The sequence below is a fragment of the Variovorax glacialis genome (genome assembly GCF_051216375.1).
Lineage (GTDB): Bacteria > Pseudomonadota > Gammaproteobacteria > Burkholderiales > Burkholderiaceae_C > Variovorax.
Genome location: NZ_JBPJZT010000019.1, coordinates 15,680 through 40,232, shown reverse-complemented (window position 1 = coordinate 40,232; position 24,553 = coordinate 15,680). Strand labels below are relative to the sequence as shown.

Annotated in this window: 25 protein-coding genes and 1 pseudogene; 16 read left to right on the top strand and 10 right to left on the bottom strand. The window is 65.2% G+C overall.

The window, feature by feature from the left end:
* Both ACSFBL_RS30710 and ACSFBL_RS30705 read right to left on the bottom strand, forming a co-directional pair.
* The gene (locus tag ACSFBL_RS30710; protein WP_435519601.1) at positions 1–1,203 is read right to left on the bottom strand and encodes an efflux RND transporter periplasmic adaptor subunit; all 1,203 of its coding nucleotides are present in this window, start codon (positions 1,201–1,203) and stop codon (positions 1–3) included.
* Between the two features lie 272 nt (positions 1,204–1,475).
* A complete protein-coding gene (locus ACSFBL_RS30705) occupies positions 1,476–2,189 on the bottom strand; it encodes a hypothetical protein (protein WP_435519600.1) in 714 nt (237 codons plus the stop codon).
* 226 nt (positions 2,190–2,415) lie between these two features.
* Here ACSFBL_RS30705 and ACSFBL_RS30700 point away from each other — a divergent pair, with 226 nt between their 5' ends.
* Positions 2,416–3,027: a nucleotidyltransferase family protein gene (locus ACSFBL_RS30700; protein WP_435519599.1), complete on the top strand. Its 612-nt coding sequence runs from the start codon at positions 2,416–2,418 to the stop codon at positions 3,025–3,027.
* Here the strand turns inward: ACSFBL_RS30700 and ACSFBL_RS30695 are convergent.
* Positions 2,967–4,795, bottom strand: a pseudogene (locus ACSFBL_RS30695) (3'-5' exonuclease). The gene ACSFBL_RS30700 and the pseudogene ACSFBL_RS30695 sit on opposite strands and share 61 nt — an antisense overlap.
* A 507-nt stretch (positions 4,796–5,302) precedes the next feature.
* Here ACSFBL_RS30695 and ACSFBL_RS30690 point away from each other — a divergent pair.
* Together ACSFBL_RS30690 and ACSFBL_RS30685 are read left to right on the top strand one after the other, a co-directional pair.
* The gene (locus ACSFBL_RS30690) at positions 5,303–6,529 is read left to right on the top strand and encodes a hypothetical protein (RefSeq protein WP_435519598.1); all 1,227 of its coding nucleotides are present in this window, start codon (positions 5,303–5,305) and stop codon (positions 6,527–6,529) included.
* A gap of 22 nt (positions 6,530–6,551) precedes the next feature.
* Complete coding sequence (locus tag ACSFBL_RS30685; protein ID WP_435519597.1) at positions 6,552–7,508, top strand: hypothetical protein; 957 nt, start codon at positions 6,552–6,554, stop codon at positions 7,506–7,508.
* A gap of 226 nt (positions 7,509–7,734) precedes the next feature.
* Here the strand turns inward: ACSFBL_RS30685 and ACSFBL_RS30680 are convergent, their stop codons facing one another.
* The 4 genes from ACSFBL_RS30680 to ACSFBL_RS30665 all read right to left on the bottom strand — a co-directional run bounded on the left by ACSFBL_RS30680 (position 7,735) and on the right by ACSFBL_RS30665 (position 11,890).
* A complete protein-coding gene (locus ACSFBL_RS30680; protein ID WP_435519596.1) occupies positions 7,735–8,091 on the bottom strand; it encodes a hypothetical protein in 357 nt (118 codons plus the stop codon).
* 304 nt (positions 8,092–8,395) lie between these two features.
* A complete protein-coding gene (locus ACSFBL_RS30675) occupies positions 8,396–10,648 on the bottom strand; it encodes a xanthine dehydrogenase family protein molybdopterin-binding subunit (RefSeq protein ID WP_435519595.1) in 2,253 nt (750 codons plus the stop codon).
* A 15-nt stretch (positions 10,649–10,663) separates the two neighbouring features.
* Positions 10,664–11,137, bottom strand: a complete 474-nt coding sequence (locus tag ACSFBL_RS30670) for a (2Fe-2S)-binding protein (RefSeq protein ID WP_435519594.1) — start codon at positions 11,135–11,137, stop codon at positions 10,664–10,666.
* Between the two features lie 180 nt (positions 11,138–11,317).
* Positions 11,318–11,890: a TetR/AcrR family transcriptional regulator gene (locus tag ACSFBL_RS30665; protein ID WP_435519593.1), complete on the bottom strand. Its 573-nt coding sequence runs from the start codon at positions 11,888–11,890 to the stop codon at positions 11,318–11,320.
* A gap of 193 nt (positions 11,891–12,083) precedes the next feature.
* Between ACSFBL_RS30665 and ACSFBL_RS30660 the strand changes: the two genes are divergently transcribed.
* The 3 genes from ACSFBL_RS30660 (at position 12,084) to ACSFBL_RS30650 (ending at position 14,105) form a co-directional block, all read left to right on the top strand.
* Positions 12,084–12,848, top strand: a complete 765-nt coding sequence (locus tag ACSFBL_RS30660; protein ID WP_435519592.1) for an SDR family oxidoreductase — start codon at positions 12,084–12,086, stop codon at positions 12,846–12,848.
* A gap of 6 nt (positions 12,849–12,854) precedes the next feature.
* Complete coding sequence (locus ACSFBL_RS30655; protein WP_435519591.1) at positions 12,855–13,760, top strand: LysR family transcriptional regulator; 906 nt, start codon at positions 12,855–12,857, stop codon at positions 13,758–13,760.
* Positions 13,761–13,829: 69 nt separating this feature from the next.
* Positions 13,830–14,105: a hypothetical protein gene (locus ACSFBL_RS30650; protein WP_435519590.1), complete on the top strand. Its 276-nt coding sequence runs from the start codon at positions 13,830–13,832 to the stop codon at positions 14,103–14,105.
* Positions 14,106–14,154: 49 nt separating this feature from the next.
* Here ACSFBL_RS30650 and radA read toward each other — a convergent pair whose 3' ends face one another.
* Complete coding sequence (gene radA, locus ACSFBL_RS30645; RefSeq protein ID WP_435519589.1) at positions 14,155–15,546, bottom strand: DNA repair protein RadA; 1,392 nt, start codon at positions 15,544–15,546, stop codon at positions 14,155–14,157.
* A gap of 98 nt (positions 15,547–15,644) precedes the next feature.
* Here radA and ACSFBL_RS30640 point away from each other — a divergent pair, with 98 nt between their 5' ends.
* Both ACSFBL_RS30640 and ACSFBL_RS30635 read left to right on the top strand, forming a co-directional pair.
* A complete protein-coding gene (locus ACSFBL_RS30640; protein WP_435519588.1) occupies positions 15,645–16,046 on the top strand; it encodes an MAPEG family protein in 402 nt (133 codons plus the stop codon).
* A gap of 74 nt (positions 16,047–16,120) precedes the next feature.
* Positions 16,121–16,933, top strand: coding sequence for a class I SAM-dependent methyltransferase (locus ACSFBL_RS30635; protein ID WP_435519587.1), 813 nt, complete (start codon positions 16,121–16,123; stop codon positions 16,931–16,933).
* Here ACSFBL_RS30635 and ACSFBL_RS30630 read toward each other — a convergent pair.
* Together ACSFBL_RS30630 and ACSFBL_RS30625 are read right to left on the bottom strand one after the other, a co-directional pair.
* Positions 16,930–17,637 carry a nucleotidyl transferase AbiEii/AbiGii toxin family protein gene (locus tag ACSFBL_RS30630; protein ID WP_435519586.1) on the bottom strand — a complete coding sequence of 236 codons (708 nt, stop codon included), beginning with the start codon at positions 17,635–17,637 and terminating at the stop codon, positions 16,930–16,932. The genes ACSFBL_RS30635 and ACSFBL_RS30630 overlap by 4 nt on opposite strands.
* Positions 17,624–18,100 carry a helix-turn-helix domain-containing protein gene (locus ACSFBL_RS30625; protein ID WP_435519585.1) on the bottom strand — a complete coding sequence of 159 codons (477 nt, stop codon included), beginning with the start codon at positions 18,098–18,100 and terminating at the stop codon, positions 17,624–17,626. Before ACSFBL_RS30625 ends, ACSFBL_RS30630 begins: the two co-directional genes overlap by 14 nt.
* Before the next feature lie 137 nt (positions 18,101–18,237).
* On the opposite strand from ACSFBL_RS30625, the gene hpaR reads away from it, so the two are divergent.
* From hpaR to ACSFBL_RS30585, 8 genes are all read left to right on the top strand, one after another.
* Positions 18,238–18,669, top strand: a complete 432-nt coding sequence (gene hpaR, locus ACSFBL_RS30620) for a homoprotocatechuate degradation operon regulator HpaR (protein WP_435519584.1) — start codon at positions 18,238–18,240, stop codon at positions 18,667–18,669.
* Positions 18,666–19,289 carry a fumarylacetoacetate hydrolase family protein gene (locus ACSFBL_RS30615; protein ID WP_435519583.1) on the top strand — a complete coding sequence of 208 codons (624 nt, stop codon included), beginning with the start codon at positions 18,666–18,668 and terminating at the stop codon, positions 19,287–19,289. Before hpaR ends, ACSFBL_RS30615 begins: the two co-directional genes overlap by 4 nt.
* The gene (locus tag ACSFBL_RS30610) at positions 19,286–20,038 is read left to right on the top strand and encodes a fumarylacetoacetate hydrolase family protein (RefSeq protein WP_435519582.1); all 753 of its coding nucleotides are present in this window, start codon (positions 19,286–19,288) and stop codon (positions 20,036–20,038) included. The genes ACSFBL_RS30615 and ACSFBL_RS30610 overlap by 4 nt, the downstream gene beginning before the upstream one ends.
* Positions 20,039–20,066: 28 nt before the next feature.
* On the top strand, positions 20,067–21,524 hold the full coding sequence (gene hpaE, locus ACSFBL_RS30605) for a 5-carboxymethyl-2-hydroxymuconate semialdehyde dehydrogenase (RefSeq protein ID WP_435519581.1): 1,458 nt from the start codon (positions 20,067–20,069) through the stop codon (positions 21,522–21,524).
* 1 nt (position 21,525) lies between these two features.
* Positions 21,526–22,404, top strand: coding sequence for a 3,4-dihydroxyphenylacetate 2,3-dioxygenase (gene hpaD / locus ACSFBL_RS30600; RefSeq protein ID WP_435519580.1), 879 nt, complete (start codon positions 21,526–21,528; stop codon positions 22,402–22,404).
* A gap of 12 nt (positions 22,405–22,416) precedes the next feature.
* Positions 22,417–22,821: a 5-carboxymethyl-2-hydroxymuconate Delta-isomerase gene (locus ACSFBL_RS30595; protein WP_435519579.1), complete on the top strand. Its 405-nt coding sequence runs from the start codon at positions 22,417–22,419 to the stop codon at positions 22,819–22,821.
* A gap of 17 nt (positions 22,822–22,838) precedes the next feature.
* Positions 22,839–23,642 carry a 2-oxo-hept-4-ene-1,7-dioate hydratase gene (gene hpaH / locus ACSFBL_RS30590; RefSeq protein ID WP_435519578.1) on the top strand — a complete coding sequence of 268 codons (804 nt, stop codon included), beginning with the start codon at positions 22,839–22,841 and terminating at the stop codon, positions 23,640–23,642.
* Positions 23,643–23,740: 98 nt separating this feature from the next.
* Complete coding sequence (locus ACSFBL_RS30585; RefSeq protein WP_435519577.1) at positions 23,741–24,550, top strand: aldolase/citrate lyase family protein; 810 nt, start codon at positions 23,741–23,743, stop codon at positions 24,548–24,550.
* Positions 24,551–24,553: the final 3 nt, after the last annotated feature.

Genomic DNA, 24,553 nt, shown 5'->3' with positions numbered 1-24,553 from the left:
TCAGCGAGTGGCGCTTGCCGGCGCGCTGGCGCCGCCCGCGCCGGTGGAAGTGCCGTCGGCCTGCACGACGATCACATGGGCATTGGGCGACAGGCGCTGGCCGCCGTCGACCACCACCCGGTCGCCCGCGCTCAGCCCTTCATTGACGAACCAGTTGTCGCCGAGCCAGTCGCCCACCACCAGCGGCCGCAGTTCGGCCATGCCGTCCTTGTTCACCACCCACGCGAAATGGCCCTTCGCACCCTGCTGCACCGCGCGCTGCGGAATCAGGATGGCGTTCGGCCGCACCGCACCCTTCAGCCGCGCGCGCACATACTGGTTGGGACGCAGCACGCCCTTGGGGTTGTCCACCGTGGCGCGGATCAGGAACGTGCCCGTCTGCGCGCTGTACGAGGGGTCGGCGAAAGTGATCTTGCCGTTGAAAGGAAAGACGCTGTTGTCCGCCTGAACGATCTCCACCGTCATCGCCAGGTCCTTGGGCAGGATCAGCCGACCCTCGCGGATGTCGTCCTGCACGCGCAGGTACTCGTTCTCCGACAGGCTGAAGTTGACCCACATCGGCGTCAGCACCGACACCGTGGTCAACTGCGCGTTCTGCGGATTCAGGTAGGTGCCGTCGGCCACCGCGGCGTAGCTGCTCACGCCGTTGACCGGCGAGCTGATCACCGTATAGCTCAGGTCCAGCTGCGCCGAGGTGACCTGCGCCTTCGACTGCTCCACCGCCGCGGCGGCCTGCTCGTACTGGCCCTGCGCGTCGTCCAGGTCCTTCTGCGACAGCGCGTTCTTCTGCGCCAGCGGCTTGGTGCGGTTCAGGTTGGACGTCGCCACCGTCAGCGCCGCCTGGTTGCGCTGCAGCGCGGCCTTGGCCGCATCGAGCTGCGCCTGGAAGGGCTTCGGGTCCATGCGGAACAGCACCTGCCCGGCCTTGACCACCGAGCCTTCGGTGTAGACCCGCTTGTCGAGCCAACCCGAGACGCGCGCCTGGATGTTGACAGCCTGCGAGCTCTGGGTTTGCGCGACGTATTCGCGTGAGATGTTGATGTCGCCGGGTTTGACGGTGACGATGCTGACTTCGAGCGGCGCCGGCGCCAGCTTTGGCGGCTCCTTGCCGCAGGCGGCGAGAAGTGACAACGCCCCGAGGACGAGGAAGAGCCGACCGGACAACGTGCGGCGCATGTGCGGCGCCACAACGTCGATGGCCATGGCGATCACGGGTGTGACTCCGGCTCGGCCAGCTCGCTGTCGTGAACCATGGGGCGCCCTTTCCATAGCTTTGCCGGCAGCACAGCCTGCCGCGGTCGGCAGGTAGTGTGACAAACTAAAACTTAGGCTTCAAGCTGTCTTTGCTGGCGGTTCAGCGCGTTGGCAACGACAGGACGCGCTTGATCAGCGCGACCGGATCTGCGCGACATGCCCCGGGGGTTCGAACGGGGAGAGTTGTTTGACGGAGATAAGCGCGATCATCGCTACCTCGTCTACTGGGACACCTTCTTGCGGTCGAACTGGAATGTGGAGGTCTTGCCACCCGCGGTGACCTCGAAGCGAATCACGTCCTCCGACGTCGGGTGCGGGTCGCAGCAATTCTTCAACACCAGATCGCCGGTCACCATCTGCAGAGGGTCGACGGTGTTCATCTGCAAGATGGCGTTTGCCGCCAGCTCCTGGTTCTGTGCATTGAACTCGACTTGCTGAATGCTCAAGGCCGTGGCGCCGCCGATGGCCGCGCCGGCCACGATGCCGCTGAGCGGGTCATAGACCTTCACCGTGTTCGTGCCTGCGAAAGTCGTTGAGCCATAGCGGTTGCCGGCAAAGCCCGAGTAGCTCGATTGGTACGTGCGATGCGACGCACTGTACGCAGCAGCGCCCGCGGCGAGGCCGCCAACGATCGCGAGTGCAATCTGCTCACTTCGCTTCGCGGACTGGATTTCCGATGTTCGCTCGACGTACGTATAGATCGGGATCGGTGTGCCGCGGAAGAACGCCTTGATGTTGTCGGGGCTGAAGTTGACAGCCTCACCTGAATTGTTCGCGAACCCAACGGTGAAGGTCGGCATCGACGTACCCTGCGTCTTGAACGTGGGGTACATGAAAACTTCCTGGGTGCTGCTCTTCTCGGCCAGAGTGCCAACGCCCTGCACGTATTTCAGTGTTTGCGATTCGCTACCCAGTTTTGGCGAGTAGACCACCATGGTGGAGCATCCGCTCAGCAAGAGCGCAGCCGCCGCCAAGCTGCAAGTCATGTTTTGGATCATGTCTTCCAGTTTCGGTCGGCTGGTAGTCAGACACCCCCACCCTCGGGGAGGGGGGCGGACAGTCACGCTGTGAATTACTGCCGCATTCGTCGAGGGAAATGGCGAAGGCTTGGACTCGTTGCAGCGAAGTGAAGGACTCGTTGGATCGGATAGCCTTCATGCAATGCAAGAACGCTTCATCACTGACATTCTCAAAAACCGCAACAACCGGGCAATCCTTGAGCGCTGGGGCGACCTGGCCCTGCCGGACGGATGGCTGGTCGCCGGCTGCCTTTTTCAGACGGTGTGGAACCTGCGGTCTGGGCGTGCGCCGGAGGCGGGCATCAAGGACTACGACCTGTTCTACTTCGACGCCAGTGACACGAGCGACGAAGGTGAGCGTTGCGTGCAAGCGCGCGTTGATGAAGTGCTCGGCGATCTCGGCATCACGGTGGAAGCATCGAACCAGGCGCGCGTTCATCTCTGGTACAAGTCGTACTTCGGGCATCCGTACGAGGAACTGCGCAGCGCGCGAGATGGGATCGATCGATTCCTTGTTCCGGCAACGTGCGTCGGTGTTCGGCCGGGCGAACTCTATGCGCCGAATGGCCTCGCGATGCTGTACGACGGTGTGTTGACGATGAATCCGCTGATGCCGCATCGCGAGCTGTTCGACGCGAAAGCCGCGTCGTATCGCGCCCGATGGTCGTGGCTACAGATTCAGGCAGGTTTTGATCAGTGCCGCACTGCGTTGGCCACGATGAGCCGCGACGTCGCCCGTGTCGCCCCAACGTAGAACAGCCGCATCTCCTCCAGCGCATCCCCATCGGCAGCGCTGCTTTCACTGCCCGCCACAGGTTGCCGCGCCCCCACCACCGCGACGACCGGAAACTCCAGACCCTTGCTCGCATGCAATGTCATCACCTTGATGTTGTCCGCCAGCGGATCGAAGTCGTTCGTGCCCTTGCGCACCTTGTGCGGCAGCCGGCGGCGGGTCAGCGCCCGCGAGCATTCATCCATCAGCGCCCAGCTTCGGCACAGCACCGCCATGTCGCCCCAGGCATAACCTTCGTTGTGCGCGCTGGCCATCAGGTCCGCGATGCGGTCGGCCTGCTCGCGCGGGGTCGGCAGGTCGATGACGATCGGCTCCGCGCCGTCGCGGCCGCAGCTCACGGGTTGCAGCAGCGGGATGCCGTCATCGTCCCTTTCCTGCGGGCGCAACAGGTCCGCCGCCATCGCGCTGGCGGTCTGCAGGATCTGCCGCGTGTTGCGGTAGTTGATCTTCAGGATGGTGGTGCGGCCCTGCGCCTGCACGCCGACGCTCTTGAAGCTGAAAGGCTTGCCGCGCCGCTTGTCGTAGATGCTCTGCGCATCGTCGTAGAGCAGCAGCAGGCTGTTGGTGGTCGGGTCGACCATCTGCGTGACCAGCTTGAGCCATTCGGGCGCGAAATCGTGGCCCTCGTCGACCAGCACTGCCAGGTACTGGCCCGAGGGGATCATGCGACGCTCGACGCCGACGATGACGTTGTGCACCATCTGCTCCATCACGGCGCCGACGGGCTGGTCGTTGCGCGGCAAGGGCTGACCGAAAGCCACCAGCTGGTCGCGACACCACTTGTGGAAGTGCCGCACATGCACGCGCTGCCCCAGTGACTTGGCCCGCATCACGGCCTGCAGCTTGACCGCCAGTGGCTCGTTGTAGCAAAGCACGAGCACCGGCTTGGCCGCGTCGGTCGCGGCCTTGGCCAGGTACTCCGCGCGGTAGCCCAGGATCATGGTCTTGCCGGAGCCGGCCACGCCGTGGATCACGCGGTGGCCTTCGCCGAGGCTGCGCGCCAACTGCTCCTGCTGCAGATCCATCACGCGCAGGAAGTCGGGGATGGACGCCGCTTCATCCGCATCGTCGAAAGGAGAGGAAGAGAAGAGCAAGCCCTGCTCGGCCACGCGCACTTCGGGAAACAGGTTCCACCGCACGCGGTCGATCTGGGGCAGCGACAGCGTGCCGCGCATGAGCTGCGGGAACATGTCCCACAGCCGGCTCTGGAAGGCCTCGGGCTCGACGTCCTCCAGCATCTCGTCGGAGCAGATCACGCGGTTCGACTCGATCGCGCTCGCGAGCCCGGCGGCTTCGAACTGCTTGCGGGTGATGCGCGTGAAGACGACGCCGTAGCTCCACGGAAAGGTGAGCATGCCTTGCCACTTACCTTCGTGAACGATCAGTTGCGCGTCGCGCTTGAGGGCATCGACCACCTGCAGCGTCTGGTGGCGCGCCTGCGCGATGGGGTTGGGCACGCTCTTGGGCACGCCGTCGGGCGCGATCACCCAGTCGCCCCGGCTGGCCTTCTGGATGGTGCCGAGACGCCAGTCCTTGGTCTCCAGGATCAGCAGGCCACGGAGCGGGTGCAGGACGACGAAGTCGGGATGGCACTGCCTGGGCCGATGGGGACGTCGAACCAGAGCAGGTAGTCCTCGTCGAGCTTCTGCTGCAAGCGCTCGGCGAGGCGGCGCTCGCCGGAGGTCATGCGGGCTACGCAGGTGCTGAGGGCGGGGAGCAGGACGGCCATTTAAGGTTCCGGTAGTCAGCTTTGCATCATGGCGCGCTGACCCTTACCTGGTATTCGAGGCACGATCACCAGTGAAGGAGACTGTGCAATATTTTCCGGGTCGAATGGGGTACGTGAATGCAGAGTTCCCTTGATATGGCTGCAAGGCAGCGGTTGCGGCCGCTCGCGGGAGGTGACCGGGCGGCTGCTATCGGCCAAGAAGTGGTCTTTCGACCTCGCTTCTATCGGATGCACGCTTCGGACTTCGGGCTGTCGTAGCAGTTCAGAAAATGTGCGTGATTCCCGCTTGGCTCATAACCTTAGTCAACAGCCAATGCGCCCACTCTGGTGCGCCTGGCGTCAGGGTTGCCTAGCTTACAGGGTAGGCCTTTTGAGCAAAGCCCACTTCTAGCCGCATTGCATCCCGCGCACTGCCCTCCAAAGTCGCCACGTTCGCTCACCCTCCGAGCAGCCGGTTTGGTTTCAGGCATAGTCGCGGCCACCAATAGCAGAGGAAGAAGATAGGAAATGCCACGAGCAAAAAAGGGCGCGACGCCCGATCCTGTTGCGGAAGCCAATGCCCGCGTTGAGCATGCTGCCGCTGAGAAGCGAAAGCGGGCACAGCGCCCTTTCCCTGCCGCTCCCTTCGAGGAGGCACTGGATTTCGCAAAGACGATCTACGCGTTCGGAAGCGGACAACCCGTCCGGCGTCTCAGTATTTTCGATCACCTCGGCAAGTCGCCGGAGAGCGGCCCAAGCCGACAACTCATCATCAATTCGAACAAGTACGGGTTGATCGAAGGCGGCTACCAAGCGGATCACTTGAAGATCACTGCCGACGGTTTGAAGGCAGTCGACACTGACCCTGCGCCACGCGAGCAGGCTAAAGCGCGAGTGAAGTTAGCAATTGAGGACATCGCACCGTTCTCAGGCCTCTATGCCCGCTTCATGTCCAACAAGTTGCCTGCCCGAGCGGCCCTGATCGATGCGGCAAAAGATGTCGGAGTCGCCGAGGAAATGAGCGAAGAGTGTGTCGACACCTTCATCGTCAACCTGCGCTTCGTCGGGCTTCTACAAACCCTCTCCGGCGCCGAGCGAATCATCACGATCGATCACCTGCTCGACTCGCTACCGGCGACACAAGGCAGGCCCGCAGCTGCGCCCTCCGCGCAGGCGATCCAAGGCCGGGTTGAGCGTGCAGCTGAAGGACGATCTCACGCGATTGTGACAACGGAGCATGCGCACTTCGAGACCACATGTTTTTATGTCACGCCTATCGGCGAAGACGGTAGTGACCAACGCAAACACGCTGACCTATTCCTCGGCTCTCTCATCGAACCGGCGCTTGAACAGTTCGGGTTGAAGGTTGTTCGTGCTGACATGATCGATAAGCCTGGGACGATCACAAGGCAGATCATCGAGTACTTGTTGCGTTCGCGTCTCGTCATTGCCGATCTATCCTTCCATAACCCTAACGTCTTCTACGAACTCGCCCTGCGCCATGCAGTGCGATTACCCGTCGTGCAACTTGTTCGCGTGGCCGATCGGATCCCCTTCGACCTCAATCAAATTCGGACCATACGCATCGACACCAGCGGCCTGCATGAGTTCGTCCCCAAGATCGAGACGTACCGGTCCGAGATCGCGAGCCAAGTTCGACGGGCGCTGGATGACCCCGACGCTGTTGACAATCCCATCACCACCTATTACCCGAGCATGAGAGTTCATGTCGACGGCGCCTCGGGCCATCCGTAGTTCGACGCGAAGCGAAGCTCCAATGGGCCACAACGACCACATGGACTACGACGGACCTGAACTTCCCCCAGAGGCGGGCAACGGCGATCAACATCCTTTCGAGCCTAACGACGCGTGGCTCCAAGAGGCACCGCCGGAACTGCAGATCGAGGCCATGCGCCGCTGGTTCCACGCGCGCTACGAAGACCCTGCCAACCAGACGCCGTACTCTAGCCAGGAGGGTGGCTACATGTTCGTCTTCGGCGGGCCCTACAACCCGAACGACGTCATCCAGGAACGCTTTGACCAGTCTGTGCCCTACCCGGTGATGGAAAAGCTGATCCGGGACCTTTGGGGCGACGTCGGTGACGCTTGGGCGCCCATTGAGCACGAGGGTGTCGACTACGACGACGAGTTGTCGTTCTTGGTGGTGCTGCGCAGCGATCCGATGCGATTTCTGCAGGGCAGGCTGGGGCAGATCGATGCCGTGCTCGCCGTGCAGACACCGGCCCTCGAGGCGGAACTAATTCACCAGATGGCGCACAGCTCGCTGATCGCGGCGCTCGAGGCCTATCTGGCGGACACGGTGACCTACTGGGTTTGCCACGACAACGCAGCACTGCGGCGCTTCGTGTCGCGAAACAAGGATTTCAAGGCACGCGGCTTGACACTAGACCAAGTGTTCGATCGACTCGATGCCTTGGACGAGGAGGTTCGGCAGTACCTTCAGGACTTAATCTGGCATCGGCTCGACAAGATCAAGCCGATGGTGCAAGCCGGGTTGGACATCGTGGTGCCAGACATCGGCGAGTTGATGCGCGAGGTCGTCATTCGGCACGACATCGTGCATCGGGCGGGCCGGACGCGGGACGGGAATGTGGTGTCCGTGTCAGCCGACGATGTGCTTCGGGTGCGCGGCATGGTGGCAGCGTTTGGACAGGCAATCGAGTCGGAATTGGAGCGCCGCTTTCCGCCGGATGCGGGCAACGAAGACTTCTGAAGCCGCGTCCAATGCTGCCGCACTCGCGGGAAGCATCGGACTCGTCCCTCATGGATCCGAGCTCCAGTTTGCGCCCCTGAAGCGGATATTCAAGAGTGCCCGCAAACGAGCTAAGCAGTCCTCCAGCTGCGGCAACTTGGCCGGCAGCTCCCAGTCTTCAGCGGAAGCCCCCAAAAGGGGTGAACGTCCGCCGGAGACCGAGCAACGGCCTGGCTTTCTGCAAGCCTCAGTGAAGCGCCTTCCGCACCGACTGAATCGCTTCGTTCACGACCTGCATCCGTCGCAGCATCTCCGCGTTGACCACCTCCATCAAGGCGCGCAACTCGGTCGGCTGAATATGGAACTCTTCGAACTCTTGGAGATGAAGAGGCGTCAGAAAGCTCCGCACGCAGTCGTACGCACGATGTGCCGCGCGCAGGTTGTTGAACTCGTCCTCCACCAGTAGCACCGCGTCGCTCGCGGCCTTGTTCTTTGCTGACTTCCGAGGCGCGGGGCTTGTTGCCAGCCGACGTCTACCGGCTTTGCGCATTTTGGATTTGGGATCGCCGTGAGAACTCGCGGATGCGCGATCAGACTTCGCCATTCTTTTTTAACTCCCTAGTGAAACGGTCTCGCTTCAACCGCCACGCCCGCTTCCAAACGGAGGCGGCGGCCCGAACGGGTTGGAAGACCGGGGGAGTTTCTTACGAAAGAACCGGCAGGACTTGCGTCCTCCCGCCCGGGCCGCCAAAAACTGGGGCACGAGCGACGAAGCCGCAGGCCAAAGGCAACTGCGGCTTTCGCCGTAAAAAACTCCATCGCGGGCTTCCAAACCCACCGCGTCCTTTTTCGACGCGACTTGGCAGTATGCCAGCGCTATTCGCGCGGGCCTGCGATATCCGATCTCCTCAAGCCAACTTAAAAGGCAACCCTCGGACCGCCTTCCCCGTAACCGCCGCCACCGCATTCGCAAACGCCGGCGCCAGCGGCGGCAGCCCTGGCTCACCCATGCCGGTAGGCGCATCCGCACTCGGCACGATATGCACCGCAATCTGCGGCATGTCCGTAATCCGCGGCACCACAAAGTCCCCAAAGTTGCTCTGCTGCACCACCCCGTCCTTCAGCGTGATCGCCGCGCCGGGCAGGCACATCGACAGCCCCATCACCGCGCCGCCCTGCACTTGCGCCTCCACGCTCTTCGGGTTGACCGCGAGATTGCAGTGCACGCCGGCCGTCACGTTGTGCAGGATGGGCGTGCCGTCCTTCACCGAGGCTTCGACGACATACGCGACCACCGAGTTGAAGGATTCGTGCACGGCCACGCCCCAAGCCCGGCCGGCGTCGAGCTTCTTCTTGCCGTAGCCGGACTGGTCCACCGCCAGTTGCAGTGCGGCCTTGTGGCGCGGGTGCTGGTCGCCGATGAGCTTCATGCGGTAGGCGACCGGGTCCTGCTTGGTGGTGCGGGCGATTTCGTCGACGAGCGTTTCCATGACGAACGCGGTGTGGGTCGAGCCCACGCTGCGCCACCAGAGCACCGGCACGTTGAGCTTGGGGTGGTGCACGGTGAGCCGCATCGGCAGGTCGTAGGGCTCCTTCATGCCTTCGACGGCGGTGGCGTCGATGCCGTCCTTGACCATCATCGGCTCGAACATGCTGCCCATGAGCAGCGACTGGCCGACGATGACGTGGTCCCAGCCGGTGACCTTGCCCTGCGCGTCGAACCCGATCTTCGCGGTGTGCAGGTGCATCGGGCGGTAGTAGCCGCCCTTGATGTCGTCCTCGCGGCTCCACAGCGTGCGGATGGGCGCGGCAATGCCGGCGGCCTGCGCGGCCTTGACGACGCTGCAGGCCTCGGACACGAAGTCGCTGGTCAGCAGGCCGCGACGGCCGAAGCCGCCGCCCGCCATCTGCACGTGGACCTTGACGTTCTCCGGCGGCACGCCCAGCACCTTGGCGGCGGCCATGCCGTCGATGCCGGGCATCTGCGTGCCGGTCCACACTTCGGCCTTGCCTGCCGCGAGGCTGACGGTGCAGTTGAGCGGCTCCATCGGCGCGTGCGCGAGGTAGGGGAAGACGAATTCGGCCTCGATCTTGTGCGGGGCCGCGGCGAGCTTCGAGACGTCGGCGTCGTACTTGCGTTTGCCTGGCTGCTTCGCGAGTTCGCGGTATTGCGCGAGCTGCTTCTCGCTGTCGACCTTCTCGACAGCGCTGGTGTCCCAGTCGAGCTTGAGCGCATCGCGGCCCTGCTTGGCGGGCCAGTAGCCGTCGGCGACCACGGCCACGCCTTCGGCGCCGCGGTCCAGCGGCACGCGCAGCACGGCCTTGACGCCCTTGATCGCCTTGGCGGCGCTGTCGTCCACCGACTTGAGCTTGGCGCCGAACACCGGCGGATGGGACACGACGGCGGTCAGCATGCCGGGCAGGTGCATGTCGATGCCGTAGTCCTGGTGGCCGCTGGACTTGGCCTGCGCGTCGAGCCGGCCGGTGGGCTTGCCGATGAGGCGGAAGTCTTTCGGGTCCTTGAGCTTGACGGTTTCGGGCACGGGCAGCTTCATCGCTGCTTCGGCCAGTTCGCCGTAGCCGAGTTGCTTGCCGCCGGGGCCGATGACGACACCATTGCGGGTTTGCAGCGCCGCGGGGTCCACCTTCCACTGCGCGGCCGCCGCGCTGACGAGCATGGCGCGGGTGCGGGCGCCGAGTTCGCGGTATTGCGTGTACGAGTTCTTGATCGAACCCGAGCCGCCGGTGATGTGCATGCCGAAGGCGGGGTCGACATAGGCCGGGTCGTTGGTGCCGTGGACGCTACGCACCTTCGACCAGTCGGCGTCGAGTTCTTCCGCCAGGATCATCGGCAGGCCGGTCTGCACGCCTTGCCCGAAGTCGAGCCGGTTGATGGTGATGGTGGTCGTGCCGTCGCGGTCGATGTGCACGAAGGCCGCGGGTTGCTGCAGCGGCTTCAGGCCTGCGGGCTTGGCGGCCGCTGCGCTCGTGTCGTGCGCGAGCGCGGCCATCGGGAAGACGCCGAGTGCGAAGCCGCCCACTGCCGTGAGCTTGAGGAAGCTGCGGCGCGGCAGGCCGGTGAGTTCGGGGGTGTCGTCCTGGCGCTTCATCAGCGCGCGGAGGTTGGCGGGGAGTTCGAAGGTGGCTTGATCGAAGTTCATGGTGAGTCTCCTTCTTCAAGCCAGCGTCTTCGCGGCGTCGGCGACGGCGGCGCGGATGCGCGCGTAGGTGCCGCAGCGGCAGATGTTGCCGGCCATGGCCGAATCGATCTCGGATTCGCTGGGCAGCTTGCCGGGCGCGACGGTTTTCAGGAAGGCGGTGGCCGACATAATCTGGCCGCTCTGGCAGTAGCCGCATTGCGCGACGTCATGTTTGACCCAGGCGTCGTGCACGGCCTTGCCGACCTTGTCGCCGCCATCGGTGATGGCTTCGATGGTGGTGATCTTCTGGCCCGCCGCGGCGGAGATCGGCGTGACGCACGAGCGGATCGCCTGGCCGTTGAGGTGCACCGTGCAGGCGCCGCACAGCGCCGCGCCGCAACCGAACTTGGTGCCCGTCATGCCGAGCGTGTCGCGCAGGGCCCAGAGGATGGGGGTGGAGGGGTCGGCGTCGACCTGCCGGTCCTTGCCGTTGATGCTGAGGGTGGTCATGGTGGGGTTTCCTCTTCTTGGGTGAATATCGGTTCGGTCAAACAATAGACCTGTGCGCATGCGAGGTCAAGCGGCCAAGACCAGGAATCCCGCGGAACCGGCTTTGTCGGGCCAAAGGGGTTGCCCTCGGAAGGGGGTAGGCGGCCACACGACGTGGGCAAGCCTTGGGGAGAGCGCTTTTCAGGCTTTGATTCCGTCCCAGCAGAGGCCGAAGGCCATTGCGAGGTTCTCGTCCGTGCGGGCCAGCGCGCCGGAGCGAAGCAGGTTGGCAGTCTCGCGCACCGAGCCGCCGAAGCTGTTGGTCAGGAGGACCGTCGGCACGTCCTTCAGGATCTGGTGCGCCTTGGCCGACTCGATCATGTCGACCCAGTGCTTGATGAGCCGGGCGGAGAGGTTGCGGCTCTCTTCGGTGAACCAGGGCGAGTTGTAGTACTGCTCCACGAAGACGACCTCCGCATAGTGCGTCAGCCGGTGTTCGAGCCAGTTCATCCACATGTGCCGGAAGCGGCTGCGGAAGGGCGCGTTCGGGTCGTCGCCTTGCAAGAGGCTGGCGGTGGTCGTCGTCTTGGCCTGCTCGTAGAGCGCGACCATCAGCTCTTCCTTCGACTTGAAGTAGACGTACAGCGTGCCGGTGGCAAGTCCGGCCTCGCGGGCGATGGCGGCCATGGTCAGGCCGCTCAGCCCGGTCTGCTCGACCAGCGTGAACGTGGCCTCGGCGATGGCGCGGAGCTTTTCGTCGTCCTTGGGTTTCACGGCGGCAATCTTAGGGCTTTTAGGTTTTTGGCGAACGAATATTCACTAAACGTGACAATCCGCTGCAAATCGCCTCCCGGTCGTTCGGCTTTTCCGAAAGCCAACATCGCCATTCGACGTCTACCGCGAACGCCTTCCGGTCTCCATACTGACTGCATCTGATCGCATCGATCAGCAACGAAAGGATCGAATCGTGAACCGTCTTGAAGGAAAAGTAGCTCTCATCACCGGCGCCAGCGCGGGTATCGGCCATGCCACCGCGAAGCTGTTCGCGGCGGAAGGCGCCAGGCTGGTCGTCGGCGCGCGCCGGGCGGCCGAACTGGAAAAGCTCGTCGGAGAAATTCGCGCCGCCGGCGGCCAGGCCGTCGCACTCGCCGGCGACGTGCGCTCCGAAGACTATGCGCGCGCCCTCGTCGCGCTGGCCGTGTCGACTTACGGGCGCCTCGACATCGCATTCAACAATGCAGGCACGCTCGGCGAAGGCGGCCCCAGCACGGGGATCTCGGAAGCCGGCTGGAGCGACACCCTGGCGATCAACCTGACCGGCGCGTTCCTCGGCGCGAAGCACCAGGTCGCGCAGATGCTGGAGAACGGCGGCGGCTCGGTCATCTTCACCTCGACCTTCGTGGGCCACAGCTTCGCGTTCCCGGGTGTGGCGGCGTACGCGGCGAGCAAGGCCGGCCTCATCGGCCTCACGCAGGCGCTCGCTGCCGAGTACGGTCCGCAAGGGGTGCGCGTGAATTCGATCCTGCCGGGCGCCGTCGACACCGACATGTACCGCAGCATGAACAACACCAAGGAGTCGCAGTCCTTCATCACGAACCTGCACGCGCTCAAGCGCGTCGCGACGCCGGAGGAACTGGCTCGCTCGGTGCTGTACCTTGCCTCGGACGATTCGGCCTTCGTCACCGGCACGGCATCGCTGGTCGATGGCGGTGCATCCATCACCCGCACCTGACCGGGCATGGTGAAGCTCGACGGCATGGCCACCTTCGTGGCCGTCGCGGAGTCAGGCTCGATCAGCGAGGCATCGCGACGATTGAATCTGTCCAAGTCCGTCGTGAGCGAGCGCCTCGCCGACCTTGAGAAGGAGTTGGGCGTCCGTCTCCTGCACCGCTCGACGCGGGGGCTGACGCTGACCGAGGACGGCAGCGCCTTCCTGGCGCGCGCCTCGGCCATCATGCGGGATGTCGACGAGGCCGCTGCGGAGTTGGCGCAACGGCGCGGCACGCTGGTCGGGCCGCTGAGGATTTCCGCGCCGGTCACCTTCGGGCGCATGCACCTGGGGCCGGCGCTGTATCCGTTCATCGCGGCGCATCCCGGCATCGAGCTGGCGATCGAACTGGACGATCGAAGAATCGACGCGGCATCGGAGGGCTACGACGGCGTGGTCCGTAACGGGCCACTGGTCGATTCGCGTCTGGTGGCTTGGACGCTGGCGCGCAGTCGCCGGGCGCTCGTCGCCTCGCCGGAGTACATCGAGAAGCAAGGGCGGCCCTCCAGCGTCGACGACTTGCAGCGGCACCGGGGCGTGTTCTATACGAACCGGGGCGTTGCCGATTGGCAGTTTCGGCGCGATGGCGAGCTCGTGTCGGTGCGCGCGTCGCGGGCGCTGCGGGTGAACAACGGGGACATGATGCGGGACGCCTGCGAGGCGGGCTTGGGCGTCGCGCTGCTGCCTACGTTCATCGTCGGGGAGTCGTTGCGGGCGGGCAGGCTGCTTGCCATTGATATCGGGCTTCCTTCGGAGGAAGAGTTCTTGTACGTCGCGCATCCGGAAGGGCGGTCGCCTTCGGCGAAGCTGCGGGCGATGACGGATGCGCTCAAGGTGGCGTTTGGTGATCCGCCTTACTGGGACTCGGGGGTGTGACCTTTCTGACACGGCTACAGTCGACAACAATCGGGCTCGAGTGCCCTATTCGAATCAAGGAGGACGGCCATGTCGACACTGCAGAAGCATCGTGGAGAGCCAAAAATCAAGGTGCCCACGCTGGGTCGCACGTTGACGATATATCGACAAGGCGCTCGGATAGGGCTGTTTTCGGTCATGGCGACCCTGGTGCTCTTCAACTTGCCTTGGCGACTGATTCCGGTGGTCGGCGAAATTCTTCAGTTGCTGGTTGCAGCCGTTGGCTGCTATCTCTCAGTAGCACTGATGAGCTCACTCACTCCCAACGACATGGATGCCGACACCGCGGCAACGCGCTGGCCCTGACTTTGTCCGCCAGAGGCGGACTTTCGACCACGCCTGCCAGCGCTATTTGCTACTGCATCTGCCGCACGATATCCAATGCCTCCTCGATCCGCTCCACCGCATGGATCGTCAGCCCCTCGATCTCCTTCGAGCCTTTGCGCGGCGCGTTCGCCTTCGGCACCACCGCCACGCTGAAGCCGAGCTTGGCTGCTTCGCGCAGCCGCTCCTGCCCGCGCGGCGCGGGCCGCACTTCGCCGGCCAGCCCCACTTCACCGAAGGCGATGAAGCCCTTGGGCAGCGGCTTGCCGCGCAGGCTCGACGTGATCGAGAGCATCACCGCCAGGTCGGCCGCAGGCTCGCTGATGCGCACGCCGCCCACCGCATTGACGAACACGTCCTGGTCCATGCAGGCCACGCCCGCATGGCGGTGCAGCACCGCGAGCAGCATCGCGAGGCGATCACGGTCCAGGCCGACCGACAGCCGCCGCGGACTCGGGCCGCCGTTGTCGACCAGCGCCTGGATCTCGACGAGCATCGGCCGCGTGCCTTCGAGCGTGACCAGCACCACGCTGCCCGGCACCGGCTCGGCGTGCTGGCTCAGGAAGATCGCGCTCGGGTTCGTCACGCCCTTGAGCCCGCGCTCGGTCATCGCGAAGACGCCGATCTCGTTGACGGCGCCGAAGCGGTTCTTGATGGCGCGCACCAGGCGGAAGCTCGAATGCGTATCGCCCTCGAAGTACAGCACCGTGTCGACCATGTGCTCCAGCACGCGCGGGCCGGCCAGCGCGCCCTCCTTCGTGACGTGGCCGACCAGCACGATCGCGGTGCCGCTGGCCTTGGCGAAACGGGTGAGGTGCGCGGCGCACTCGCGCACCTGCGCGACGGAGCCGGGGGCTGAGGTGAGCTGGTCGGAGTAGACGGTCTGGATCGAGTCGATGACCGCGATCGCCGGGCGGCTGGCGTCGAGGGTGGCGAGGATCTTCTCCAGCTGGATCTCGGCCAGCACCTGCACCTGCGAGTGCTCCAGGCCGAGCCGGCGCGAGCGCAGCGCGACCTGCGCGCCGCTTTCCTCGCCGGTGACGTAGAGCGCGTTGCGGCCGGCCCGCTGCAGTGCGTCGACGGCTTGCAGCAGCAGCGTCGATTTGCCGATGCCGGGGTCGCCGCCGATCAGCGTGACGCCGCCGTCCACGATGCCGCCGCCGAGCACGCGGTCGAGTTCGTCGATGCCGGTCGGCGTGCGCGCGATGTCGGTGGCCTCGATCTCCGACAGGGTCGCCAGTTCGGCCGAGCCCGCCAGCGCCGCGAACTGCGTGCCGAAGCGATTGTTGGATGGCCCTCCCGCGGGAGGGCCGACTTGTTCGATCAATGTGTTCCAGGCGCCGCAGCTCGGGCATTTGCCGAGCCACTTGGGGCTGGTGCCGCCGCATTCGCTGCAGACGTAAAGCGTTTTCTCTTTGGCCATGACAGCGAGTGTAGGGACGCTGGGCACGCCGGCCAGCCCGGCGCACAATGTCGCGCGCCTGCACACGGGCAGCACCAACAGGAGAAGGAGACCTCGCTATGACCACCACGCTGATGCTCGTGATCTACATGGCCATTCTCACGTGGCTCACTCTGCTGGTCGCGAGCCTGGTACGGGTCCGCGGCTGGACGGTCCCCGGGACCATGATGGCGCTGGGAAACCGCGACAACCTGCCCGTGGCTACGCCCTTGGCCGGACGCGCCGAGCGAACGGCCCGCAACACGCTCGAGAACTTCGTCCTCTTTGCCGCGATCGCGCTGGTCGCCCACGCCTCGGGTTCCACCAGTCCGAAGATCGCCACAGGGGCGGAGATCTTCTTCTGGGCACGCGTGCTGTACATCCCGGTCTACTGCGCCGGCATCGCTTATTTGCGCACGGCGATCTGGGCGGCCAGCATCGTGGGGCTGGTGATGATGATCTCCGGCATCTTCGGGCGTTGACCTTGAAAGGCGCGGCGCCATAGCATCTCGCACGCGCCGTCGATCCGATGCGCATCTGCAGGAAGGGACATTCGATGACCACCACTTCCTCGACCTTCGTCGCCGCCGACGGCGACGGCTATGAACGGACGATGGGGCGCTGGAGCCGCCAGCTCGCCCTGCCCTTCCTGGACTTCGTCGGCACCGCCGACGGCGAAAAGGTGCTTGATGTCGGGTGCGGCACGGGCCACCTGGCCTTCGCGGTGACCCGCCGCACCGGCGCTGGCGAGGTGCGCGGCGTGGACCTCGCCGAACCCTACATCGCGCATGCCCGGCGCCACAACCAGGATCCGCGCATCGTCTTCGATGTGGCCGACGCCTGCGCGCTGCCTTTTCCCGACCGGAGCTTCGACCGCGTGCTCTCGCTGCTCGTGCTGCACTTCGTTCCGGAGCCGGGCAAGGCCATTGCGGAGATGCGGCGGGTTGCGAAGCCCGGAGGCGTGGTCGGCGCGACCGTGTGGGACGCGCGGGGCGGCTTCGTGTCCAACCGCATGTTCTACGACACAGCCGCCGCACTCGACCCGGAAGCGCGGGTGCGCCGTGCCCGCAACTACACGCGGCCGATGACGCGGCCTGGCGAACTGGCCAAGGCTTGGCGGGACGCGGGCTTCAAGGGCGTGGAGGAGACGACGCTTTCGATCCGCATGGAGTTCGCTTCATTCACGGATTACTGGACGCCCTTCGAGGGCAAGGAGGGGCCGGCCGCGGAATACCTCGCCACGCTCGGCCCGGAGGAACGTGCGCGGCTCCGCGAAGCGGTGGAGTCGGCGTACCTCGACGGCGATGCGGACGGCCCGCGCTCGTACGCGGCGCTTGCGTGGGCGGTCAAGGGCAAGGCGCCGATTTAGGCAAGGACCCGTTTCAACGCCCGGACACGTTGCCACACCTGCACTGGCGCATCGGTCATGCCCATGACCTGCATGCAGCGCTCCAGCCATCCTGTGCGCTGGCCCATGCGGTCGATGGCGCGCTGCAGATCGCGGCGGATGGAGTCGCCGTAGGCGCCCTCGGCCTTGTCCACCGCCGAGCGCAGCAGCGGCAAGGCAGGCTTCATCATCGCGAGGTCGATCAGGTCCCGGCTGAACACACCGTCGTCGGCCCACCGGTCGGAGTTGGCGAGCAGCTTGCTCGCGGCCATGTCCAGCGGCGTCAGAGTGGCGATGCCGCACAGCTCGTCGGCCTTGCCGGGCGGCTCCAGAGCGATGCGCGCCTCGAAGACGATCTCGAACTTGATGGGCTGCTCATCGAATTGCAGTCGCGTGCGGATGCCGTACTGGTCGGCCCGCCAATCGCCGGCCTGTATCTCTTCGGCGCCGCTGCGCTGGATGGTCTTCCAGCCGTTGACGGCGGTGAGGGTCTGTCTCAGTTCACGGTATGCAGCCAGATCCGAAACGAGGAAATCGATGTCAAGCGATTCGCGGTACTCGTCGAAGCGCAGTGCAATGGCGGTGCCGCCGCCGAACAGGCAACCCCATTGGCGCAGCCTCGGCCCGTCGAGTGCCCGCAGTACCCGCGCGATGCGGCGGTGGTGCGGACGCTCAAACAACGGCATCGCCTCCCAGTGCAAGCCGCAGCGCTTCGACCAGATCCTTCTCGGCTGCCGAAAGCGTTTCTGGGTCGACATGGCGCCAGTTGCGCTCGTAGATGCCCAGGGCTTCGCGCGGCGTCAGCTCCTGCGGGCCGTGGATCTGCCAGGCGAGCTGCTTGAGCCAGGGATAGTCCGCGATCCGGATGCGCGCGGGAAGCCAGCCAGGGCGAGGCGTTTCGGTTGCCGCCTGCGGCAGCCCGGCTTCGAGATGAAGGCCCAGCGCCGACATCACCCTCAGGTAGGCCCCCATGGTGACTGCGGGCTCACCCTTTTCGATGCGGTGCAGTGTGACGCGGGAGATGCCGGCAGTCTCGGCCGTGGTGACCGCGCTGACGCCCAGATCCTTGCGGCGCGCGCGCACGGCAGACGCGATGGCGGCCAGCGCTGCAGCGGATTGGTTGGTGAGTTCAGGGCCGGGGGTTGGCATATGCGTTTCTCATTCTGTACAAACAGGTCAATTTGTCAAGAATGAGAAACACTTTTTGGGTCGGCAGCGCCCCAGAGGGTTAACCCGGGGATTGCCTTTTCATCGATCATTTAACATGTTAAATAAATCGAGGCCCCATGAGCACGCCCTTCACCCATCGCAACCTGCCTCGCCTGCTGCTGCAGGCCCGCGAGGCCGTGATGGGCCATACGCGGCCCAGCCTGCGCGAGCATGCACTGTCCGACCAGCAGTGGCGCGTGCTGCGCGTGCTTGGTGAGCACGGCGCGGTCGAAACCGGCCGCGTGGCGCGCGAGGCCTACATCCTCGGCCCGAGCCTGACGGGTGTTCTTGCCCGGATGGAGCGCGACGAACTCATCACGCGCAGCCGCGACCCCGAGGACCAGCGCCGCACGGTGGTCGAAGCCACCGCCCACGGCCGCAACCTCGTGAAGACGCTGTCCACCACCATCGAGGCGCACTACGCCTGGATGGAAGAGGCGATGGGCAAGGAGAAGCTCGCCCAACTCTATGAGCTGCTCGACGAACTCATCGCACTGGAACAACCATGAGCTATCTGCCGACGGGCACCGTCTACGGCGTGCTGCTGAACTTCCGCGCGGAGGTCGAGGCACTGACGCCGCAGATGGACCAGCCACCCTACAAGGCCCCGCCGAAAGCCCCCGTGCTCTACGTCAAGACAGCCAACACGTGGAGCCCGCACGGCAGCGCGATCACGGTACCGGCGAAGGTCGATGCGGTCGAGGTCGGCGCCACCGTCGCGATGGTGATCGGCGCAGACAACGACGTCGAAGGCTTCGTGCTCATGAACGACCTGTCGATCCCGCATGCCAGCTTTTTCCGGCCGCCGGTCAAGTTCAAGTGCGTCGACGGCTTCCTGGGCATCGGCCCGGCGATGCGCGATGCGCAGGAGGTCGCCGATCCGGCGGAGTTCAAGCTCGAAGTGCGCATCAACGGCGAGCTGAAGCAGTCGGTCGATTTTTCGCAGATGGTGCGCAGCGCCTCGCAACTGCTGGCGGATGTCGGCGAGTTCATGACGCTCTCGCACGGCGAGGTGCTGATGCTCGGCTGCGACGCGGGCCGCCCGCTGGCACAAGGCGGCGACCGCATCGAGATCAGCGGGCCGGGCTTCGAGACCCTGGTCAACACGCTGGTGAAGGAACAAGCATGAAGCACGCGCGCATCCTGTTCGAAGGCGCGGTGCATGACGCCGTGGAGGACAACGGCGGCCTGCGGCTGGCCGATGGTCGACGGCTGGCGGCCGATGCCGTGATGTGGCTGCCTCCGCTGGCACCGGTCGCGCGCCCGCGAACGATCCTCGCCCTCGGCCTGAACTACGCCGACCACGCCAAGGAGCTGGAATTCAAGGCGCCGGAGGAACCGCTGGTGTTCATCAAGGGCGAGAGCACGCTCACCGGCCATCGACAGCTCACCTACCGTCCGTCGGACGTGCAGTTCATGCACTACGAATGCGAGCTCGCGATCGTCGTCGGCAAGACGGCACGCAAGGTGCGGCGCGACGATGCCTACGACTTCATCGGCGGCTACACCGTCGCCAACGACTACGCCATCCGCGACTACCTCGAGAACTGGTACCGCCCGAACCTGCGCGTGAAGAACCGCGACACCTGCACGCCGATCGGCCCCTGGCTGGTCGACGCGAAGGACGTGCCCGACCCGATGTCGCTGGCACTGCAGACCACCGTCAACGGCAAGGTCACGCAATCGGGCAACACGAAGGACATGATCTTCGACGCGCCCTTCCTGATCGAATATTTCAGCGCCTTCATGACGCTGTCGCCCGGCGACCTGATCCTGACCGGCACGCCCGATGGCGTGGTGGACTGTCGACCCGGCGATGTCATCGTGACGGAGATCGAGCGCATTGGCGCGCTGATCAACACGGTAGCCGCAGCCTGAGCGCATCCAACAAGGGACGAGACATCCAATGCAGATCGACCACCTCATCAACGGCAAGTCCGTCGCCGGCCGCGACTACTTCCAGACCGTCAACCCCGCCACGCAGGAAGTGCTGGCCGAAGTCGCCTCAGGCGGCGAGGCCGAAGTCAATGCCGCAGTCGCGGCCGCGAAGGATGCCTTTCCGAAGTGGGCCGGCCTGCCGGCACCCGAGCGTGCAAAGCTGATCCGCAAGCTCGGCGACCTGATCGCGAAGAACGTGCCGGAGATCGCGCAGACCGAGACCAACGACTGCGGCCAGGTCATCGCGCAGACCGGCAAGCAACTGGTGCCGCGCGCGGCCGACAACTTCTACTACTTCGCGGAGATGTGCACCCGCGTGGACGGGCACACCTATCCGACGCCAACGCACCTCAACTACACACTGTTTCACCCTGTGGGCGTCTGCGCGCTGATCTCGCCGTGGAACGTGCCTTTCATGACGGCGACGTGGAAGGTCGCACCCTGCCTCGCCTTCGGCAACACGGCGGTGCTCAAGATGAGCGAGCTTTCGCCGCTCACTGCTGCGCGACTGGGAGAACTGGCGCTCGAAGCCGGCATCCCGCCCGGCGTGCTGAACCTCGTGCACGGCTACGGCAAGGAAGCCGGCGAGCCGCTGGTGGCGCATCCAGACGTGCGGGCGATTTCGTTCACCGGGTCGACGGCCACCGGCAATCGCATCGTCAAGAGCGCGGGCCTCAAGAAGTTCAGCATGGAACTTGGCGGCAAGAGCCCGTTCGTGATCTTCGACGACGCCGACCTGGACCGCGCGCTCGACGCAGCGGTGTTCATGATCTTCAGCAACAACGGCGAGCGCTGCACCGCAGGGTCGCGCATCCTGGTGCAGCAATCGATCTATGCCGACTTCGTCGCGAAGTTCGCGGAACGCGCCAAGCGCATCAGCGTGGGCGATCCGCTCGATGAAAAGACCATCGTCGGCCCGATGATTTCGCAGGCCCATCTCGCCAAGGTACGCAGCTACATCGAGCTCGGCCCGAGGGAAGGCGCGACCCTGCTGTGCGGTGGCCTCGGCGCGCCCGAGTTGCCCGATCGCGTGAAGAGGGGCAACTACGTGCTGCCGACCGTCTTCGCCGACGTCGACAACCGCATGAAGATCGCGCAGGACGAGATCTTCGGCCCGGTGGCCTGCCTGATTCCGTTCAAGGACGAGGCCGATGCCATCCGCCTCGCCAACGACATCCCCTACGGCCTGTCGAGCTATGTGTGGACCGAAAACATCGGCCGCGCGCATCGCGTGGCCGCCGCTGTCGAAGCCGGCATGTGCTTCGTCAACAGCCAGAACGTGCGCGACCTGCGCCAGCCCTTCGGCGGCACCAAGGCTTCGGGCACGGGGCGCGAGGGCGGCACCTGGAGCTACGAGGTCTTCTGCGAGCCGAAGAACGTGGCTGTCTCATTGGGCTCGCATCACATTCCGCATTGGGGAACCTGAGATGGGCAAGCTCGCACTCGCAGCCAAGATCACGCATGTGCCGTCGATGTACCTGTCGGAGTTCCCCGGCCCGAACTTCGGGTGCCGCGACGCCGCGATCAATGGCCACAAGGAAATCGACCGGCGCTGCCGTGCGCTCGGCGTCGACACCATCGTGGTCTTCGATGTGCACTGGCAGGTCAACAGCGAATACCACATCAACTGCGGCCCGAAGTTCGAAGGCATCTACACCAGCAACGAGTTGCCGCACTTCATCAAGAACATGCCATATGCCTACCCGGGCAATCCGCAACTCGGCCATCTGATCGGTGACATGGCCAACGAGATGGGCGTGAAGAGCCGCGCGCACAGCGACACCACGCTCGACCTGGAGTACGGCACGCTGGTGCCGATGCGCTACATGAACGCCGACCGGCACTACAAGGTGATCAGCATCAGCGGCTGGTGCGACTGGCACGACCTGCGCGAGTCGGGCCGCTTCGGGCTGGCGGTGCGCCGCGCGATCGAGGAGCGCTACGACGGCACGGTGGCCGTGTTCGCCAGCGGCTCGCTCTCGCACCACTTCGCCGACAACGGTCGCGCGCCGGAATTCATGCACAAGGTGTACGACCCTTTCCTCGAACAGGTCGATCATCGCGTGGTCGAGCTCTGGAAGGCCGGCGACTGGAAGACCTTCATCGGCATGCTGCCGATGTACGCCGACAAGTGCTGGGGCGAAGGCGACATGCACGACACCGCGATGCTGCTCGGCCTGCTGGGCTGGGACCGCTACGAAGCGCCAGCCGAGATTGTCACGCCCTATTTCGGCAGCTCGGGCACGGGGCAGATCAATGCGATCTTCCCGGTCACGCCCTTGCCTGCGGATGCCACCACTGCCTGAGGAGCGCCCACCATGCCCCATCTCGTGATCCTCTACACGCCGAACCTGGAGCCAGAGACCGACATCTCGGCGCTGTGCCGCACGCTGGCCGACACCATGCTCGAACAGCGCGACGAGGACGACAAGCAGGTCTATCCCACAGGCGGCACGCGCGTGCTCGCCTATCCGGCCGCGCACTATGCGGTCGCCGACGGCAAGGCGGACTACGCCTTCGTCTACCTCAACGTGCGGATGGCGGCGGGGCGGTCCGAGGCGGTGAAGAAGCGCATCGGCGACGCATTGCTCGAACAGGCCAGGCGGCACTTCGAGCCGGTCTTCGCGCGGCGCCACATCGGCCTCACGCTGCAGATCGACGAAAGCCCCGGCCAGGTCTACGACGGAAAGCTCAGCAACCTGCACCCGCTCTTCAACAAATAGGAACAGGCCCACCCCTCATGCTCGCGCCCAAGGTCATCCAGCAGCTCGCCGCCGAACTTCACGAAAGCGAGAAGTCGCGCGTGCAGGTGGAGCATTTCTCCAAGCGCCATCCCGAGATGACCGTCGAGGACGGCTATGCGATCTCGCGCGAGTGGGTCAAGACCAAGCTCGCCGAGGGCCGCGTGGTCAAGGGGCACAAGATCGGCCTCACCTCACGGGCGATGCAGCAGGCCAGCCAGATCACCGAGCCGGACTACGGCACGCTGCTCGACGACATGTTCTTCGCGCAGGGCGGCGACATTCCCTTCGAGCGCTTCATCGCGCCGCGCGTCGAGGTCGAACTGGCCTTCGTACTCGGCAAGCGCTTGAAAGGGCCGAACGTGACGATCTTCGACGTGCTGGCGGCCACCGACTACGTGGTGCCGGCGATCGAGATCATCGACGCGCGCATCGAGCAGTTCGACCGCCACACCAAGGCGATGCGCAAGGTGTTCGACACCATCGCCGACAACGCGGCCAATGCCGGCATCGTGACCGGCGGCCGGCCCGTGAAGCCCGATGCGCTGGATCTGCGCTGGGTCAGCGCCCTGCTCTACAAGAACGGCGTCATCGAGGAATCAGGCGTCGCCGCCGCCGTGCTCAACCATCCCGCCACCGGCGTGGCCTGGCTCGCCAACAAGCTCGCGCCGTGGGACGAATGCCTGGAGGCCGGCGAGGTGGTGCTCGGCGGCTCTTTCACGCGGCCGACCACGGCCGTGCCGGGCGACACCTTCCACGCCGACTACGGTCCGCTCGGTTCCATCGCCTTCCGCTTCATCTGAAACCATGGCCCCCACGCTTGCCAATTCGTGTGCTGCGCTGCCCCCCGAGGGGGCCGCAGTCGCCTTGGGGCGGCCCGGCGCCGACTGAAAGACACCCCATGCAAACACCCGCGAATCCCTTCAAGCAGGCACTCGCCGCCCGGCGCGCTCAAATCGGCCTCTGGCTCGGCCTTGCCGATTCGTACAGCGCGGAGATCTGCGCCGGCGCCGGCTTCGACTGGCTGCTGATCGACGGCGAGCACTCCCCCAACGGCTTGCAGAGCATCCTGCAGCAGGCGCAGGCGATCGCCGCCTACCCGGGCGTGAACGCGATCGCGCGCGTGCCGCTCGGTCATGGCGACGCAGGCATGGCGCTGATCAAGCAGTACCTCGACCTCGGCATCCAGACGCTGCTGGTGCCGATGGTCGACACGCCCGAGCAGGCCACGGCGCTCGTGCGCGCGATGCGCTATCCGCCCGACGGCATCCGCGGCATGGGCGGTGCACGCGCCTCGGGCTGGGGCCGCTATCCCGCCTATCCGAAGGAAGCGAATGACCGGGTCTGCCTGCTGGTGCAGGCCGAGACGCGCGAGGCGCTCTCCAACCTGGACGCCATCGCAGCCACCGAGGGCATCGACGGCGTCTTCATCGGGCCGGCCGACCTGTCGGCATCGATGGGGCATATCGGCAACCCGGGCCACCCCGAAGTGCAGGCCGCGATCGAAGATGCCTTCGTGCGCATCAACCGCGCGGGCAAGGCCGCGGGCATCCTGACGCCCGACGAGGCGCTGGCCCGCAAGTACCTCGACCTCGGCGCGCTCTTCGTCGCGGTCGGTCTCGACACCAACCTGCTGGTGCGCACCACCAGCGCGCTGGCCGCCCGCTTCAAGGACGGCGCGAAGGCAGCGGCGGCCAGCAGCACCTACTGACGC

Bases quoted from the DNA above. Each gene is read 5' to 3' on its own strand.
- hpaR (WP_435519584.1), top strand. From the start codon at position 18,238: ATGAGCACGCCCTTCACCCATCGCAACCTGCCTCGCCTGCTGCTGCAG.
- ACSFBL_RS30705 (WP_435519600.1), bottom strand. From the start codon at position 2,189: ATGGTGGTCTACTCGCCAAAACTGGGTAGCGAATCGCAAACACTGAAA.
- hpaD (WP_435519580.1), top strand. From the start codon at position 21,526: ATGGGCAAGCTCGCACTCGCAGCCAAGATCACGCATGTGCCGTCGATG.
- hpaE (WP_435519581.1), top strand. From the start codon at position 20,067: ATGCAGATCGACCACCTCATCAACGGCAAGTCCGTCGCCGGCCGCGAC.
- ACSFBL_RS30640 (WP_435519588.1), top strand. From the start codon at position 15,645: ATGACCACCACGCTGATGCTCGTGATCTACATGGCCATTCTCACGTGG.
- ACSFBL_RS30700 (WP_435519599.1), top strand. From the start codon at position 2,416: ATGCAAGAACGCTTCATCACTGACATTCTCAAAAACCGCAACAACCGG.
- ACSFBL_RS30635 (WP_435519587.1), top strand. From the start codon at position 16,121: ATGACCACCACTTCCTCGACCTTCGTCGCCGCCGACGGCGACGGCTAT.
- radA (WP_435519589.1), bottom strand. From the start codon at position 15,546: ATGGCCAAAGAGAAAACGCTTTACGTCTGCAGCGAATGCGGCGGCACC.
- ACSFBL_RS30630 (WP_435519586.1), bottom strand. From the start codon at position 17,637: ATGCCGTTGTTTGAGCGTCCGCACCACCGCCGCATCGCGCGGGTACTG.
- ACSFBL_RS30690 (WP_435519598.1), top strand. From the start codon at position 5,303: ATGCCACGAGCAAAAAAGGGCGCGACGCCCGATCCTGTTGCGGAAGCC.
- ACSFBL_RS30625 (WP_435519585.1), bottom strand. From the start codon at position 18,100: ATGCCAACCCCCGGCCCTGAACTCACCAACCAATCCGCTGCAGCGCTG.
- ACSFBL_RS30595 (WP_435519579.1), top strand. From the start codon at position 22,417: ATGCCCCATCTCGTGATCCTCTACACGCCGAACCTGGAGCCAGAGACC.
- hpaH (WP_435519578.1), top strand. From the start codon at position 22,839: ATGCTCGCGCCCAAGGTCATCCAGCAGCTCGCCGCCGAACTTCACGAA.
- ACSFBL_RS30585 (WP_435519577.1), top strand. From the start codon at position 23,741: ATGCAAACACCCGCGAATCCCTTCAAGCAGGCACTCGCCGCCCGGCGC.
- ACSFBL_RS30655 (WP_435519591.1), top strand. From the start codon at position 12,855: ATGGTGAAGCTCGACGGCATGGCCACCTTCGTGGCCGTCGCGGAGTCA.
- ACSFBL_RS30670 (WP_435519594.1), bottom strand. From the start codon at position 11,137: ATGACCACCCTCAGCATCAACGGCAAGGACCGGCAGGTCGACGCCGAC.
- ACSFBL_RS30675 (WP_435519595.1), bottom strand. From the start codon at position 10,648: ATGAACTTCGATCAAGCCACCTTCGAACTCCCCGCCAACCTCCGCGCG.
- ACSFBL_RS30650 (WP_435519590.1), top strand. From the start codon at position 13,830: ATGTCGACACTGCAGAAGCATCGTGGAGAGCCAAAAATCAAGGTGCCC.
- ACSFBL_RS30685 (WP_435519597.1), top strand. From the start codon at position 6,552: ATGGGCCACAACGACCACATGGACTACGACGGACCTGAACTTCCCCCA.
- ACSFBL_RS30615 (WP_435519583.1), top strand. From the start codon at position 18,666: ATGAGCTATCTGCCGACGGGCACCGTCTACGGCGTGCTGCTGAACTTC.
- ACSFBL_RS30610 (WP_435519582.1), top strand. From the start codon at position 19,286: ATGAAGCACGCGCGCATCCTGTTCGAAGGCGCGGTGCATGACGCCGTG.
- ACSFBL_RS30680 (WP_435519596.1), bottom strand. From the start codon at position 8,091: ATGGCGAAGTCTGATCGCGCATCCGCGAGTTCTCACGGCGATCCCAAA.
- ACSFBL_RS30710 (WP_435519601.1), bottom strand. From the start codon at position 1,203: ATGGCCATCGACGTTGTGGCGCCGCACATGCGCCGCACGTTGTCCGGT.